Annotated in this window: 17 protein-coding genes; 3 read left to right on the top strand and 14 right to left on the bottom strand. The window is 71.6% G+C overall.

The window, feature by feature from the left end; all coding sequences use genetic code 11:
- The first annotated feature begins 154 nt into the window (after nucleotides 1-154).
- Genes IG99_RS22145 through IG99_RS22135 form a run of 3 tightly spaced genes read left to right on the top strand, consistent with a single transcriptional unit; the run spans nucleotide 155 to nucleotide 3,383 of the window.
- On the top strand, nucleotides 155-1,045 hold the full coding sequence (locus tag IG99_RS22145) for an alkaline phosphatase family protein (RefSeq protein WP_037676540.1): 891 nt from the start codon (nucleotides 155-157) through the stop codon (nucleotides 1,043-1,045).
- Nucleotides 1,046-1,050: 5 nt separating this feature from the next.
- Nucleotides 1,051-2,364 (top strand): MFS transporter, encoded by a 1,314-nt coding sequence (locus tag IG99_RS22140; protein WP_037676538.1) that lies wholly within the window; start codon nucleotides 1,051-1,053, stop codon nucleotides 2,362-2,364.
- Nucleotides 2,361-3,383 (top strand): TolB family protein, encoded by a 1,023-nt coding sequence (locus IG99_RS22135; protein WP_037676537.1) that lies wholly within the window; start codon nucleotides 2,361-2,363, stop codon nucleotides 3,381-3,383. The genes IG99_RS22140 and IG99_RS22135 overlap by 4 nt, the downstream gene beginning before the upstream one ends.
- Nucleotides 3,384-3,495: 112 nt before the next feature.
- On the opposite strand, the gene IG99_RS22130 is transcribed toward IG99_RS22135, so the two are convergent.
- The 14 genes from IG99_RS22130 to IG99_RS22065 form a co-directional block, all read right to left on the bottom strand.
- Complete coding sequence (locus IG99_RS22130) at nucleotides 3,496-3,960, bottom strand: protease inhibitor I42 family protein (protein ID WP_051865733.1); 465 nt, start codon at nucleotides 3,958-3,960, stop codon at nucleotides 3,496-3,498.
- 182 nt (nucleotides 3,961-4,142) lie between these two features.
- Nucleotides 4,143-4,574: a DMT family transporter gene (locus IG99_RS22125; RefSeq protein WP_037676536.1), complete on the bottom strand. Its 432-nt coding sequence runs from the start codon at nucleotides 4,572-4,574 to the stop codon at nucleotides 4,143-4,145.
- A 46-nt stretch (nucleotides 4,575-4,620) separates the two neighbouring features.
- The gene (locus tag IG99_RS22120) at nucleotides 4,621-4,941 is read right to left on the bottom strand and encodes a DMT family transporter (RefSeq protein ID WP_037676535.1); all 321 of its coding nucleotides are present in this window, start codon (nucleotides 4,939-4,941) and stop codon (nucleotides 4,621-4,623) included.
- Between the two features lie 202 nt (nucleotides 4,942-5,143).
- A complete protein-coding gene (locus IG99_RS22115; RefSeq protein WP_037676534.1) occupies nucleotides 5,144-6,385 on the bottom strand; it encodes an MFS transporter in 1,242 nt (413 codons plus the stop codon).
- On the bottom strand, nucleotides 6,385-7,371 hold the full coding sequence (locus tag IG99_RS22110; protein ID WP_037676533.1) for an LLM class flavin-dependent oxidoreductase: 987 nt from the start codon (nucleotides 7,369-7,371) through the stop codon (nucleotides 6,385-6,387). The genes IG99_RS22115 and IG99_RS22110 overlap by 1 nt, the downstream gene beginning before the upstream one ends.
- An 84-nt stretch (nucleotides 7,372-7,455) precedes the next feature.
- Nucleotides 7,456-8,646, bottom strand: a complete 1,191-nt coding sequence (locus tag IG99_RS22105) for a 3-deoxy-7-phosphoheptulonate synthase (protein ID WP_037676531.1) — start codon at nucleotides 8,644-8,646, stop codon at nucleotides 7,456-7,458.
- Nucleotides 8,643-9,671, bottom strand: a complete 1,029-nt coding sequence (locus tag IG99_RS22100) for an FkbO/Hyg5 family chorismatase (RefSeq protein WP_078947824.1) — start codon at nucleotides 9,669-9,671, stop codon at nucleotides 8,643-8,645. The genes IG99_RS22105 and IG99_RS22100 overlap by 4 nt, the downstream gene beginning before the upstream one ends.
- 86 nt (nucleotides 9,672-9,757) lie before the next feature.
- Nucleotides 9,758-10,003, bottom strand: coding sequence for a DUF6253 family protein (locus IG99_RS22095; protein ID WP_051865729.1), 246 nt, complete (start codon nucleotides 10,001-10,003; stop codon nucleotides 9,758-9,760).
- On the bottom strand, nucleotides 10,000-10,809 hold the full coding sequence (locus tag IG99_RS22090) for a maleate cis-trans isomerase family protein (RefSeq protein ID WP_037676530.1): 810 nt from the start codon (nucleotides 10,807-10,809) through the stop codon (nucleotides 10,000-10,002). Before IG99_RS22090 ends, IG99_RS22095 begins: the two co-directional genes overlap by 4 nt.
- Before the next feature lie 20 nt (nucleotides 10,810-10,829).
- Nucleotides 10,830-11,516 (bottom strand): transglutaminase-like domain-containing protein, encoded by a 687-nt coding sequence (locus IG99_RS22085; protein ID WP_051865728.1) that lies wholly within the window; start codon nucleotides 11,514-11,516, stop codon nucleotides 10,830-10,832.
- A gap of 27 nt (nucleotides 11,517-11,543) precedes the next feature.
- A complete protein-coding gene (locus tag IG99_RS22080; protein WP_051865726.1) occupies nucleotides 11,544-12,704 on the bottom strand; it encodes an acyl-CoA dehydrogenase family protein in 1,161 nt (386 codons plus the stop codon).
- Nucleotides 12,705-12,779: 75 nt separating this feature from the next.
- On the bottom strand, nucleotides 12,780-13,154 hold the full coding sequence (locus IG99_RS22075) for an ectoine synthase (protein WP_037676528.1): 375 nt from the start codon (nucleotides 13,152-13,154) through the stop codon (nucleotides 12,780-12,782).
- Nucleotides 13,155-13,231: 77 nt separating this feature from the next.
- Nucleotides 13,232-13,489: a phosphopantetheine-binding protein gene (locus IG99_RS22070; RefSeq protein WP_037676527.1), complete on the bottom strand. Its 258-nt coding sequence runs from the start codon at nucleotides 13,487-13,489 to the stop codon at nucleotides 13,232-13,234.
- Nucleotides 13,486-14,964 (bottom strand): AMP-binding protein, encoded by a 1,479-nt coding sequence (locus IG99_RS22065; RefSeq protein WP_037676526.1) that lies wholly within the window; start codon nucleotides 14,962-14,964, stop codon nucleotides 13,486-13,488. The genes IG99_RS22070 and IG99_RS22065 overlap by 4 nt, the downstream gene beginning before the upstream one ends.
- Nucleotides 14,965-15,205: the final 241 nt, after the last annotated feature.

Genomic DNA, 15,205 nt, shown 5'->3' with positions numbered 1-15,205 from the left:
GCGAGCTACAGACACTCCTCGCCCTCTGGACCGGTGCCTGCCCCACCTGCCACCGCGACATACCCACCCCCATACGAACCTGACCAAGCCCTACTAGGGTTACGGCGCTCCCACCACCCCCCGTACGTCCGTCACTACTGTCCGGAGGACAGTCATGACCGCCGTCAAGGCCGCCAAGCCCAGCCGACGTCCCCTCGCCTCACTCGCCGGAGCGGTCGCCCTCACGGGCGCCTCCATCGGCCTGTGGGCCGCCACCGGCACCACCGCCCAGGCCGCAGCTCTCCCGACCCCCGACCACGTGGTGGTCGTCGTGATGGAGAACCACGCCTACTCGCAGGTGATCGGCAGCTCCAGCGCCCCCTACCTCAACAACACCCTCAAGGCGGGTGGCGCCGACCTCACCCAGTCCTACGGCCTCACCCACCCCAGCGAGCCGAACTACTACATGCTGTTCTCCGGCTCCAACCAGGGCCGCACCGACGACAGCTGCGTCTCCGTCGGCTCCCTCTCCGCCCCCAACCTCGCCTCCGAGCTGATCGCCGCCGGCAAGACCTGGGCGAGCTACAACGAGTCGCTGCCCAGCCAGGGCTCCACGACCTGCAGCAGCGGCAACTACGCGCAGAAGCACAACCCGTGGTTCGGCTTCTCCAACGTGCCGACCAGCACCGCGAAGACCTTCGCGCAGTTCCCCACCGACTACACGACCCTGCCCAAGGTCTCCTTCGTCGTCCCCAACCTGTGCAGCGACATGCACGACTGCTCGGTCTCCGCGGGCGACACCTGGATCAAGAACAACCTCGGTGCCTACGCCACCTGGGCCAAGACCCACAACAGCGTCCTCGCCGTCACCTTCGACGAGGACAACAAGCTCTCCGGCAACCGCATCCCCACCGTCTTCTACGGGGAGCACGTCACCCCCGGCAGCTCCACCGCCACCACCTACAACCACTACAACGTCCTGCGCACCGTGGAGGACCTGGCCGGTCTCACCACCCACGCGGGCAACGCCTCCTCCGCCTCCGACATCACCGGCATCTGGAACTGACGCCGGTGTATCTCGCGGACTCCCGTGGCACGGACTCCCGTGAGGCACAGGCCGCCGTCGTCCCGGACTCCCGTCCGGGGCGGCGGCCGGCCGCCGTGCCCGGTACCGTGCTCGCCCTCGGCGCGGTCAGCCTGATCACGGACGTCTCGTCCGAGATGGTCACCGCCGTCCTCCCCCTGTACGTGGTCACCGGCCTGGGTCTGTCCCCGCTCGGCTTCGGACTCCTCGACGGCATCAACAACGGCGTGGGTGCGTTGGTACGGCTGCTCGGCGGCCACCTGGCCGACGGGGGAGGCCGCCGTCACAAGGCAGTGGCGGGCCTGGGCTACGCCCTCTCGGCCCTGTGCAAGCCGCTGTTGCTGCTCGCCCACACCCTGCCCGTGATCAGCGTGGTCCTCGCGGCCGACCGCACCGGCAAAGGGCTGCGCACCGCCCCCCGGGACGCGATGATCTCCCTCGCCACCGAACCCGAGCACCGCGGACGCGCGTTCGGCGTCCACCGCGCCATGGACACCACCGGCGCACTCCTCGGCCCACTCGTCGCCTTCGCCCTGCTACGGGCCACCGTCGACGGCTATGACGCGGTGTTCACGGTCAGCGGCTGCGTCGCCGCACTCGGGGTCCTGGTCCTGGTGCTCTTCGTACCCGGCCGTACGACGGCTGCCGACCTGCGGCCCGAGGAGCCCCGCAGGTCGTCGGGGGCGCCGCCCGAGCAGTCCCGCCCGGCGCTGCGCGACGCGCTCGGGTTGCTGCGCCGCCCGGAGCTGCGCCGACTCACCCTGTGCGCGACCCTGCTGGGCCTCACCACCGTCAGCGACTCCTTCCTCTACCTGCTCCTCCAACGCGAAGGCGACCTGCCCGCCCACCTCTTCCCCCTCCTCCCGCTGGGCACGGCCGCGGTCTTCCTCCTGCTCGCCGTCCCATTCGGCGCCCTCGCCGACCGCGTCAACCGCCGCCGCCTCTTCCTGGCCGGCCACGGCATCCTCCTGCTCGGCTACGCCCTGGTGCTCTCCCCCTGGCACGGCGTCCCGGCGGTGCTCGCCGTCCTCTTCCTCCACGGCACGTTCTACGCGGCCACCGACGGCGTACTCGCCGCCGCCACCGCGGGGGCCGTCCCCGCCCGACACCAGGGCGCCGGCCAGGCCCTCGTCGGCACCGGCCAGGCCCTGGCCCGCTTCACCTGCTCCCTCGCCTTCGGCGCGGCCTGGAGCGCGTGGGGCGGACGCACGGCACTGGCGGTGACGGCGGCCGCGTTGGCCGTCAGCGCGGTGACGGCCGCGTACGTGCTTCGTACGACAAGCGAGGTGAAGCCCGCATGACCAGTAGATCCCGCCTGCTGATCCTCCTGCTCTCGGTCGTACTGCTCGCAGCGGTCGGCACGGGAGCCGTGCTGCACGCCGCCCACCGCTCGGGCATGCGCGACGAACAGCAGGCGGACGGCCCGAAGGTGCGTCCCGGCACGGTCTCCCTCAGCGAGACCCCCACCCGCCAACTCCTCTTCCGCAACCTGGCGTGGGGCCCACACCGCGACGAGATGGCCACCGTCCCCGCGGACCACCCCCAGGCCCCGCGCACGGCGTCCGGCGTCAAGTGCCTGCGCTTCCACGCGTCGGCCGGAACGGCCATCTGCCTCCAGGCGGTTCACGGCGCCCTGCAGGACACCTACCGAGCGGTGGTCCTCGACGCACACCTCCACGAACGGCACCGCTTCCCGGCCGCCGGCATCCCCACCCGCGCCCGCGTCTCACCCTCCGGCCACCTCGTCGCCTGGACGGTCTTCGTCAGCGGCGACTCCTACGCCGGCACCGACTTCTCCACCCGCACCGCCATCGTCGACACCCGCACCTGGACCATCGACGACAACCTCGAGACCTTCCACATCACCAAGGACGGCCGTCCCTACCACGCCGCCGACACCAACATCTGGGGCGTCACCTTCGCCGACGACAACCACTTCTACGCCACGCTGGCGACGGGCGGCCACACGTACCTGGTCCGAGGCGACGTAGCCGCCCGCACCCTCACCACCCTCCACAGCAACGTCGAATGCCCGTCACTCTCCTCGGACGGCACGCGGATCGCGTACAAGAAACGAGTCCAGGGAGCCTCGCCGGACGCCCCGTGGCGCCTGTACGTCCTGAACCTCCGCACCATGAAGGAGACGCCGACCGCCGAACAACGCAACATCGACGACCAGGCGCTGTGGGCGGACAACTCCACACTGGTGTACGCGCTTCCGGGCGACTACGGCTCGGACCTGTGGACGGTCCCGGCGGACGGCACGGGCAAGGTCCGCCTGCTGATGAAGTCGGCGGTGGCACCGGCGTATGCGGGGTGACGGATGACGGGCCGGGGCGCGGGCCGGGCCTGAGTGCACGGTTGGACCTCCGGGCTGCTGCTCAGACCTCCGGGGAATCCTGCGTCCACATATCCGCCGGGAGTAGCTCCGCTCACCCCACCGTCACGGTGTACGTGAGCCGTTCGGGGGCTGACAAGGTGGGCGCCCCCGTCGCCGGTGTCGGGGCCGCCTCGGCCTCGCCCGTGTCGCACGTCGTCGACAGGGTGCAGTGCGTCAGGACGATCTCCGTGGTGCCCTTGCCCGTCGCCTCGAAGGTGAAGGTGAGGCGGCTGTCCTCGCCGGCGATCCTCTCGTCGTCGGAGGTCGACTCGGTGTGCCGGCCGCGCGTGCGGACCACCGCGCTGTCGGGTTCGGGGTCGGTCAGGTACCAGTGCGAGCGGGTGGAGGCGTTCTCCGTGACGGTGAGGGTGAAGCGTTCCCCCACGGTGGCCGTGATGGCGGTGTCCTCCGTGGGGTGGCTGGTGGGTGCGTCGGCGTTCGACGTGCACCCTGCCGAGGACGCGATGAGCGCCACCACCACCGCGCCCGCAGCGGCGGTCCCGCGCCAAGAGGCCATCGACTTCCCCCGTCCGTCGCGATCTTGACCGCCGGGAGGCTAGCACGGGGTCGGTCCGCCTCCGGTGACAACCTCCGGTGACAACAGGGCCTCCTGGTGCGGCTCGGGCGGGATCGCTCCCCCGAGCTGCCAAGAGGCCCTGCTGTCGTGTGCTCGGCGGCGTCGTCGCCGGCGAAGGGTGCTCAGCGCTGTGCGCCGTGGGCTTCCTTCGGGCCGGAGACGAGGCCCTCGGTGTCCTGGGGCCGGGTGGCGGGCTCCGGGGTGTTCTCCGGCCGGTCGGCGAGCTTGAGCCAGACGACTCCGATGATGATGACGCCCAGCCACAGGGCCTGGACCGCGGTGAGGGTCTCGTCGAAGAAGACCGGGCCGAGCAGCGCCGCGCCGGCCGCTCCGATTCCCGCCCAGACGGCGTAGCCGATACTCACGTCGATGGTGCGCAGTGCGACGCTCAGCGCCCAGAGCGTCAGGAGGAAGAACACGACGGCGACCAGTGACCACGACAGACGGGTGAAGCCGTGGCTGCCGCCGACGGAGAGGGCGTAGCCGACTTCGAATACTCCGGCGAGGAGGAGCATGAGCCAGGAGTTGGCCGAGGAGCGGTCGGTGTGGGACATGTACCCGGGTCCTTTCGGAGAGACGGTTCAGGCGTGGGCGGGATTCCTAGGCGGCACCGCTGAGCTGGAGGCCGACGACCCCCGCGATGATCACGACGATGCCGAGGGCCTTGCGCCAGTTCAGGTGCTGGCCGAAGAGCAGCACGCCGAGAACGGTGATGCCGACACCGGCGATGGACGTCCAGATGGCGTAACCCACGCCGACGTCGAAGGTCAGCAGTGCCCTGCTGAGGAAGTAGGTCCCGAGCGCACCGCTGACCAGGGTGATCCCGGTCCACTTGCGGTTCTTGAAGCCTTCGGCCTTGCCCGCGGCGATGGCGACGACGATCTCGAAGATGTCCGCGATGGCGAGGTAGAGCCACTGCATGGCAGTCCTTTCGTTCGGTGAGGGCAGCGTGTTTCGGGACCGGCTCGCCGTGGAGCGGCGGTGGCCCGGACGGCGGCGGGAACAGCGGCCAGGCCACTCCCAAGTGGCACTTGCTTGTACGTGCATGCTTATGACGCCCATAAAGCCCCGTCAGCAGGCTCTCAAGCGGCAGATAAAGCTTGCATGAACATGTATCTTGCTGTCAATGCCACTCGGGAGACTGCCTGGTGCGACCGGTCCGGGTGAGGTACACGCCCCCGGCGCCCGCCGCCACGGCCACCACCACGCCGAGCAGGGTCGAGCTGAAGCCGATGCCGGCCACGTCGCCGAGGTAGCCCGAGCCGACCGGCAGGAGCCCGGCGAACAGATATCCCCAGCAGCTCAGTGCCGCGTTCGACTCGGCCAGCCGGGCCGCGTCGACCCGGGCGCCCAACAGGGAGAAGCCGCCGAGCTGCCCCATGCCCTGCCCGGCCCCGGCGAGGACGGCGGCCGCGACCAGCAGACCGATCGACCGGCCGTGCACGGCCGCCACGACCAGCGCCATGCCCGTGGCGGTGGCCTCCGTGGCGGTGGCCAGCAGCCGGCGGGTCGGCCATCCGCTCACCACGAACTGCACCGCGGCCGACGCACCGAACATCACGAACGCCGTGCCGCCCGCCACGATCCGGTTCGCCGTCCCGAGCAGGCCCGCCAGCAGGGACGGGCCGAGTGCCAGCAGGAACGCCGTCCCGGTCATGCCCGGCATGTACGCGGCCAGCCCCAGCAGCAGGTCGCGCCTGTTGCGGCGCGGCACGGACGGCACCCGCAGCCACGACCCGGTGCTGGGGCGGCGCACGTTCGGCATCTGGCGCACCACCAGGAGCGCCGACAGCAGCAGCACGGCCTCCATGACGAACACCGTCACGGTGGGCGCCGGCAGCGTCTGGGCCACACAGCCCGCCAGCAGCGGGCCGGTGGCCAGGCCGGTGCCCATGGCCACCGACCCGGCGAGCGAGGCCTGCCGGCGTCGCTGGGGTCCGCCGACGTCCACCACCGCCGCCATGCCCGCGGCCACCGCGCCGCCCACCGCGAGCCCGGTCAGCAACCGGGCGGCCAGCAGCGCGGCGACGCTCGTCGCGGTCGCGTACAGCAGACACGCGAGCAGCGCGCACAGCACGCTCGGCAGCAGCACGGTCCGCCGGCCACAGCGGTCGGAGAGGGCGCCCGCGACCGGCAGGGCGAGCAGCAGTCCACCGATGTACATCGCGAAGACGACGGTCAGGGTGCCCGTGGCGAAACCGATCCGATGCTGCCACAGCACGAACAGCGGGGTCGGCGCGTTCGACAGCATGAACACCGCGGTCAGCGGCCACGCGGCGCGCCAGATGTCCGCCTGGCCCGCCGGGGTCGTCCCGGTGGGCGACAGGGCGGGCCGGCCCGCCCGTGGGGTGCGGGTGGTCCCCATCACGCGGCGGAGCGCAGCAGCGGCAGCAGTTCCTCGGCGGTGCGCTCCAGGGCCGCCCGGTACCGGGGCTCTTCGAGGTCGGCGGTGGGCAGCCGGAGCACGAGGTGACGGGCGCCGGCCTCGATGTAGCCGCCGAGCCATTCGGCGACCTGTTCGGCGGTGCCGCCGAAGATCCCCTGGGTGGTGCGCATGGTGGGCAGGTCGAGCCCGTAGTAGGCGCGGAAGTAGGCCTCCAGGGTCTGCTCGGCCTTCTCCCGGCTGTCGTCGACGGCGACCGACAGATAGACGGCGGCGGTGACGTCGCCCGCGTCACGCCCCGCGGTCTCGGCGGCCTCCCGCACCCGCAGCCAGCCCTTCTCGTAGTTCGCCGCGGTGGTGCTGGTGGGCATCCAGCCGTCGTGGATCCGCCCGGTGCGCTCCAGCATCTTCTCGCCGGAGTGGGCCATCCACACCGGCGGACCGGCCGGCCTGCTGGGCACGGGCAGCAGTGCCACGTCGTCCAGGCGGTGGTGGCGGCCTTCGTACGACACCGGGTCGCCCTCGGCGGCCCACAGGGCCCGGCAGATCTCGATGGTCTCCCGCAGCCGGCCCACCCGTTCCTGGAACGGGACGCCGTACGCCGCGAACTCGGCCTGGGTGGCGGGCGAGGAGAAGCCGGAGCCGAGGCCGGCGATCAGGCGACCGCCGGAGATCCGGTCCAGGCAGGCCAGTTCGTGGGCCAGGTGCACCGGCGGGCGCAGCGGCAGCAGGACGGCGGTACCGAGGCCGACCCGCTCGGTGGTGGTGGCCGCGGCGGTCAGGGCCAGCAGCGGGTTCATCCGGGAGCGGGCCAGCGGGGACTCGCCCGCCCAGATGGAGTCGTAACCCGACGCCTCGATCTTGGCGGCGAGTTCGCCGAGGTGGCGGGGGTAGTCGCCGCGTTCGACGACGGACTCGCGTCCGGGCAGGACGACGCCGATACGCAGGTCGGAGGGGGGCTTGGGCATGGGGGTTCCTCTCGGGCGGTCCGCAGGGCCGGTGTTCGGGGCCGCTGCAGGTTGGGGTCTCGGCCCGGTCGCGCGGGCGCCGGGTCAGGCGAAGACGGCGTCGATCAGCTCGTGGGCCTGGCGGGGGTTGAGGCGCGGGTCGCACAGGGTCAGGTAGCGCTCGGGCAGCAGGTGTTCGGCGACCGGGCCGCCGACGCACTCGGTGACGTCGGCCGGGGTGGTCTCCAGGTGGAGCCCCCCGAGGCGCTGTCCGTGCCGGTGCAGTTCCCGCCGGACGGTCGCGGCCTCGGCGACGGCGTCAGCGAGGTGGCGGGTCTTGATCCCGCCGGTGGCCGTCACGGTGTTGCCGTGCAGCGGGTCGCTGAGCCAGACCACGGGGTGGCCCGCGCTGCGCACCGCCTCGGCGATCGGTCCGGTGGCGGTGGCCGCGGCCTGGGCGCCCATGCGCAGGATCAGGGTGAGCCGGCCGGGCAGCCGGTGCGGATCGAGGACCCCGCACAGCCGCACGACCTCGTCGGGGGTGGCCGAGGGGCCGATCTTGCAGCCGACGGGGTTGGCCATCGCGGCGAGCAGTTCCACGTGCGCCAGGCCGAGCTGGCGGGTGCGCTCGCCGATCCACGGGAAGTGCGTGGAGGCCAGGTACGGCATGCCGGTCGTGTCGTCCCGGCGCACCAGCGCGCCCTCGTAGTCCAGCACGAGCGCCTCGTGGCTCGCCCACGGCCCGGTGGGGTCCGTGCGCAGCAGGTCGAGGGCGCCGATGACGCGCTCGCTCGCCTCGTAGGCCCGCAGCATCCGGACCGGGTCGTGGCGGCGGGCGGAGGCGGTGGGCTCGTGCGAGTTGACGAGGTGGCCGCGGAAGACGGGCAGGTCCATGCCGTCGGTCCGCTCGGTGGGACGGCTGCGCGGTTTGGCGAACTGGCCGCCCATCCGGCCGACGCGGACCACCGGCCGGCCGGTGCGCGCGGCGAGCCGGTCGGCGAGGTCGGCGAGCAGCGCGGCCTTGCGCTGGGTGTGGTGGGGGGCGCACTCGCGGAGGTCCTCGGCGCAGTCTCCGGTCTGCAGCAGTACGGCCCGGCCCAGCGCCACCTCGGCGAGTTGCCCGCGCAGGGTCCGCACGTCCCGCGCCGTCGTCAGCGCGGGCGCGCCGCGCAGCGCCGCGCGCACCCGGGGCAGGTCGGGGTGGGCGCCCCAGTGGGGCTGCTGTTCGGCGGGGAGCAGGTCCCACACCGCGGGGGTGGTGGTCTCCGGCGCGGACAGCGAGGGAGACTCACTCATCGAATCCACTCCGGTCCGGGGACCAGACCTTCGATCTCCACCAGCAGGTCGTCCCGGCACACGGCCACGTTCAGGTACACGGTCTCCGCGTCGGGGCCGAGCGCCTCCCGGCAGAGGGCGCGCACCACCGCGAGGTCCTCCTCGTGGCGCACGTACACCTTCACCAGGCGCAGGTCCTTCAGTTCGTGGCCGTCGCGCAGGCCGGCCGCGGCCAGGTTGGGGCCGCCGATCAGCTCGGCGATGTTCTCGAGGACCACCTCGGTCTGCCGGGCGACGTCGCCGCGGTGCACGGTCTCGTGGCCGAGGATGCTCGCGGTGCCGGAGACGAAGAGCGTGCCGCCGCCGGCGGGCGCGCCGGCCGGTTCCAGCAGGGTGGCGCGGGCGAAGCTCGGCGGCTTCGGTCCGTACTGCTCGGGGTAGTGGTAGGCGGGCGTCTGCCGCTGGTTCTCCACGTGCCTGGGGCGGCCGTCGCGGCAGGCGATCAGGGTGAAGGAGATGCCCTCGCCGCGGGTGCCGATGCCGGTGGCGGCCGGCATGTGGCCGGTGCCGTCGCCGTAGGAGGCGAAGGCCTCGGCACGGCCCGCCACGAAGTCCCGGTAGACCTCCATGCCGTCGGCGTTGGTGCCGATGATGTCGCCGACGAAGTTCCACATCCGGAAGATGTGCGGGTAGCCGAGGTCGGAGACGAGTGCGAAGGCGGCCTCGTAGGTGGCGCGGACCGTGGGCCCGTAGACCGGCAGCGGGTCGATGGTGCCGGAGACGAAGAGGTGTTCGCCGTCGTGGGCGAAGGCCAGGCCGTCGCGGGTGCCGAAGACCGGTTCGGCGGTGGTGGTCCACACCTCGCGGAAGGCGTCGAAGCCGGGCGAGGACATGGGGATGGCCAGCTCGGGGTGGCCCTGGGGGGTGAGGGCGAGGCCGGAGTGCTCACCGAAGGCCACTGTGGCGAGGACGTGCCGGCCGAAGACCGGCTGGGGGGTGCCGTCGAGGGGGGCGAAGTAGGCCTGTAAAACGGTGGGCTGGGACATGGCTCATGCCTTTCCGTGCGTGGGGGTCTGGCGGCGGTGGCCGCCGGTGGGGGCCCGTGCGGGGGTGCCGCACGGGCCCGGGTGGTTCAGCGGGCCGTGTCGGCGTAGCGCGGCCGCGGTTCCTCGGGCGTGAAGGCGGGGACGCTCTCGCTGCCGTGCGCGTAGCGGCGGAAGCCCGGTACGAGCTCGGCCTGGCGCAGCGCGCCGCGGTGCAGGACCAGGCCGTGGACGGTGGTGCCGTCGTCGCGCCAGCAGACCAGCGGCAGGCAGTAGGAGTCTCCCTCGGGGGTGCCGAACAGGGCGATGTGACCGTCGGCCGCCAGCAGGCTCATGACGCGCCGCTTCCGGGTGCCGTGTCGAACAGCCGCCCGTAGCCGGTGATCCGGGTCGCGGCCTCTCCCGCCCCGGCCAGGTGCAGGGCGTGCCAGAACAGCACCTGGTTGGCGGTCAGGACGGCGAAGTCCAGTTCGTTCTCGAGGGCGTTGATGACGCCGACCGCGCGGATGCCGTTGCCGGCGACCAGGACGGCGTCGGGCCGGTGGCCGGCGACGGTGGTGCGGATCCAGTCGGACAGGGCCTCGGGCGTGATCAGCTTCTGGTTGCTGGGCAGGCCGCACGGGCCGTGGTGGACGACCGTGAAGCCCTGCTCGGTGAAGTAGTCGGCGCCGAGCCCGGAGAGCCGGTCGTCGAACCACGGCGGGTTGACGATCGCCACCTTGCGGGCGCCGAGCGCGGTGAAGCCGGTGACGGCGGCCGCGGTGGTGCCGGTGAGCGGGATGCCCCGGGTACGGCGCGCCAGCCGGTCGAACAGTTCCTTCTCGCCGCTCGCGCCGAGCACGTAGGCGGAGCTGGTGAAGCCGAGCGCGATCACGTCGAGCGGGGAGGCCGCGAGCAGCTCCACCGCGTCGTCGATGAGCGGCGGCTCCACGAAGGCGCGCACGGGGTCGTGCGGGATCTTCGGGTCCATCTCGCCGCCGGGCCGCATCGCTCCGAAGTGCACGCGTGAGCCGTGGATGAAGACGTCGTCGGGGGCGATCGCCTGGAACTCCGACTCCGGGCCGACGTCCGCGTGCGGGACGACCACACCGACCCGGGCCCGGGCCTCCCAGCCGTCCTTCTCTGCCTGGACGTTGCTCATGAGGGTCACTCCTTTCGGTGTCAGGTGGTCGCCTCGGCGGCCAGCGAGCCGCCGCGGACCGTGCCGGTGCCGCTGCCGTCCAGGAAGCGGGGGTGCTTGCGGCGCATCTGGGACATGACGAACGGGTAGGGCACGTCGTCGAAGTCGCCGTGGTCGGCGACGAATTCCATGGTCTTCCGGCCCTGGTCGTCGAAGGGGTGGTGCACGCTGTCGGTGGTGCCGTCGAACTCCAGCGGCGTCATCCCGTACAGCCGGCACAGGATTTTGTTGAAGACCGGGGTGGCCTTCACCCACTTGCCGTCCAGGTGCACCGTGTTGAGGCCGTGGAAGAAGACGTCCCCGCCGATGTGGGCGCGCAGCCGGTCGGAGGCGAGGTGGTTGCGCACGTCGCCGTAGTGCAGACGGGCGGGGATGCCCACGGCCCGGCAGGCCGCCGCGTACAGCACGGACTTGTGCAGGCAGAAGCCCTTCTTGGTGGTGGCGATGCGGCCGGCCCGCAGTCCCTCGGGGGACAGGTCGGCCGCGTACACCTCGTAGAGGACGTCGTCGCGGACCGCGTAGTACAGCTCGACGGCGAGCCGGCGCTTGTCGGCGGCCCGGTCGGCGACCGCGTGGTCGACGAAGGCCTGGACGGCGTCCGTCTCGTAGTCCAGGAATTCGGTGGGCGCGGTGAGCCGGGCGTGCTCGGCGCTCGTGATGGCGTTCATGGTCACCCTTTCGTCAGCGCTGCCCGCTCACAGGCCCAGCAGGGCGGCGATGCGGTTGCGCTGGATCTCGCTGGTGCCGGAGTAGATGGTTCCGCCGACGGCGTTGCGCACGTCGCGCTCGATGCCGGTGCCGGTCAGATAGCCCTGGCCGCCGAAGATCTGCACCGCGTCCAGGGCGGTGCTCTTGTTGGCCTCGCTGACGACCGTCTTGGTCGCGGCGATGTCGATCGCCGCGTCCTGGCCGGCCTCGACCTTGGCGCCGGTGTCGGTGAGCCACTTGCGTGAGGTCTCCACCGCGATCTTCATGTCGGCGATCCGGTGCGAGACGCCCTGGAACCGGCCGATCGGCTGGTCGAACTGGCGGCGTGTCCTGGCGTGGCGGATCACCCGCTCCAGGCGGTGGGTCATCTCGCCGAGCGTGAGGGAGAAGGAGAACAGAATCTCCCGCTTCATCACATGGTCGAGGATCAGGAAGCCGGCGCCCTCCTGGCCGATGCGGCGGGCGGCGGGCACCCGCAGGCCCTCGAAGGTCACCTCGCTCAGCGGGGAGGTGCGCAGTCCCATCTTGGCCAGCGGTTCACCGACCCGCAGGCCGGGGGTGTCCCGCTCGACCAGGAAGACGCTCAGGCCGAAGGGGCCGGGGTCGCCGGTGCGCACGTACAGGAGGAACAGGTCGGCGATCGGCGCGTTGGTGATGAACATCTTGCCGCCGTCGATGACGTAGTCGTCGCCGTCGCGCCGCGCGGTGGTGGTGATGTTCATGGCGTCCGAGCCGTGTTCCGGCTCGGTGATGGCATGCGCCGTGATCAGCTCGCCGGAGACGATCCGCGGCAGGAAACGGGACTTGAGCTCCTCACCGGCGAACGCCTGGAGGGGGACGCCGACGCTGACGATCTGGGTGGAGGCGGAGAAGCCGAGGCCTGCGTCCCGGCAGGTGTGACCGAGTCCCTCCAGGGCGCGCATCGTCTCGGTCAGGGTGCCGCCGCGGCCGCCGTGACGCGTCTCGAAGGGGACCGTCAGGATTCCCGAGCGCCGGATCGTCTTCCACTTCTCCCAGGGGAATTCGGCGCGGGCGTCGAACTCCTCCACGTCACGGTTGAGTTCCTCGGCCCAGGGGGCGGCGAGTTCATAGGGATCGGGGGCGGGATCGGGGGTCTGCGGAGCGGACTGGGCGAATGCGGATGTCATGGCTGTGCCGGCCTTCCGGTACGTGGTGAGCTGAGGGGCCGGGGCCCGTCGGCGGCGGGCCCCGGAACACGGGACTCAGTACTGGGAAAAGCCGTCGGGGGACAGCGTGTGCTTCTCGTCGCCGCGCAGGGCTGGACTGAAGATCGATATCAGTCTCAGGTCTTCGTAGTCGGACGCCACGAGGTGGTGCGCGTCGTTCTCGTTGAGGGCGTAAATGGTGCCCTCGGTTATCTTGAAGCGCGTCCCGTCCTTGGTGACGACCTCGCCGGAACCACCGGTGCAGTAGCAGGCCTCCAGGTGCCGGCGGTACTGCAGCGCGCTCGAGGTGCCCTTGCGGACCAGGGTCTCGCACACGGTGAAGCCCATGCCGTCGGCCGCGGTCAGCAGACGGTGGCTGGTTCCGTTGCCCCACTCCACGGGGGCGACGTCACTGATGCTTCGAACGATCATGACAAAACTCCTTCGGGATGTGTGGGTTTCGCTTCTCCGGGGTTCTCCCGGAAACTTCTCCGGCTTCTCCCGGAAGATCAGGCGGCGGCCCGGTTCGCGTTCTCCACGAAGGCGGCGATGGCGCCGATGCTGCGGAAGTGCTCCGGCTTCAGCGGGATGTCGTCGACGGGAATCGCGTAGGCACCGGAAAGGTGCGAGACGATCCGGACCAGTCCGAGGCTGTCGACGACTCCGCTGTCGATCAGGTCGAATTCGGTGGTCAGGTCGGAAGTGTCCTCTCCGTCGAGGAATTCGGTGACGACATAGCCGCGAATCTCGTCCGTCAGCGTGCTCATGCGTGGTTTCCCTTCTGGCGCAGTGCCTTGATGAGGTTGCGGTCGGGTTTTCCGGTCGCGGTGCGCGGCAGGGGTGTGTCGCCCACCTGGACCGAGGAGGGGATGGCGTGCCGGGGCAGGTGCGCGGCGCTGTGGGTACGCAGCCGCAGGGAGGTGAGGGCGGTGCCGGGCCGCCGGGTCACCTGGGCGTGCAGCCGGTAGCCGGCCTCCGGGTCGGGGAGGGCCACCACGGCGGCCTCGGCGACGTCCGGATGGGTGGCCAGGACGTTCTCGACCTCCTGGACGTTGGTGCGCACACCGCGCACCTTGACCTGGAAGTCGGTCCGCCCGTCGAGCCGGTGCAGGCCCTCGGCGTCCCGGGAGACGACGTCGCCGGTGCGGTAGAACACCTCGGGCCCGCCGTCGGGCGCGGGCACGAACACCCCTTCGTTGCGCTCGCGTTGCAGGTAGCCCGCGGTCTGGAACGGGGTCGTCACGAAGAGTTCACCCGTGCCGGGCCCGTCGAGGACCTTCCCCTCGTCATCGAGGAGCAGGGCCCGCACGCCGGGCAGCGGGCGGCCGATCGGGGTCTTCTCTCCCGCCGCGGCGGGGTCGACGTCGTGGAGGAAGCTGTCATTGGTCTCGGTGCAGCCGAAGACGTTGTGGAAGCGGGCGCCCGGGAAGGCCGCGCCGAGCCGGGCCAGCAGCGGACGCGGCATCGCGTCGCCGGTGAAGATCGCCGTGCGGACGTGCGGGTGCCGGGCGTCGTCCTGGGTGAGCAGCCGGTACAGCATGGGGACGCCCTGCACGAAGGTGACCTTGTGCTCCGCGACCAGGTCCCGCAGGTGGCGGGCGTCGGTGGCGGAGTCCTCCTCGACGAGCACGACAGCGGCGCCGAGCCGGAGCCCGGTCCAGACGTCGAGCAGCGAGAGGTCGAAGTTGAGCGGGGCGTAACTGAGCAGCGTGTCCCGCTCGGTGAGGTGGAAGGTCTCGACGGCCCAGGCGGCGAACCGGTCGAAGGCGTCGGCCCCGATGGGCACGATCTTGGGCGTTCCGGTGGATCCGGAGGTGGTGAGCAGCAGGTGGGCGGTGGTGGGGTCGACGGCGTCGAATCCGCGGGCGGCCGCCTCGTTCTGCGGGACGTCGTCGTGGTGCAGCGCACCCCGGTCGTCGATGGTGAGGACCGCGGAGCACCGGGCCTGCACGGTGAGCGTCTCCAGGACCGCGGCGCCCAGCCCGGGCGACGGGGTGAGGACGGCGTAGCCCGCCCGGAAGGCCCCGATGAGCAGGGCGATCGTCTCCGGCGTCTTGTGGGCGGGTACGTACAGCGGGCGGCTGCGGTCGAGGTCCAGGCGGTCCAGCGCGGCGGCCATTTCCTCGGCGAGGTCGACAAGCCGGCGATACGTGGTGCGCCGCCCGCGCCACACCAGGGCCGCGGCCTCGGGCCGGTGCCGCGCATGCGCGGCCAACGCATCACAGAGGCGTAAGGATGGCATGGTTCCCCCTTGTTCATCCCGACTTCGACGGGAAGAGTGATCTCCGCTGCAAGGGGGGTGACGGCGCATGAGGCGCGCCGGAAAGCCGCGTCCGGAGCCCGGCGCCCATCGCGCTGAGCCGGCTCCGTCCACGCCCCCCGTGGTCGTTCGGTCATTCACCGTAGCGATAATGCATGCAGAGTCAAGCATGTATCTGCCGCGATCGGCGTGACAGAAGTCACGCCGGACCCATGTGTCAACG

The organism is Streptomyces griseus subsp. griseus, assembly GCF_000720255.1.
GTDB lineage: Bacteria > Actinomycetota > Actinomycetes > Streptomycetales > Streptomycetaceae > Streptomyces > Streptomyces griseus_I.
Note: the sequence above shows the minus strand (reverse complement) of the source record. Positions and strands in the feature narration are given on the sequence as shown.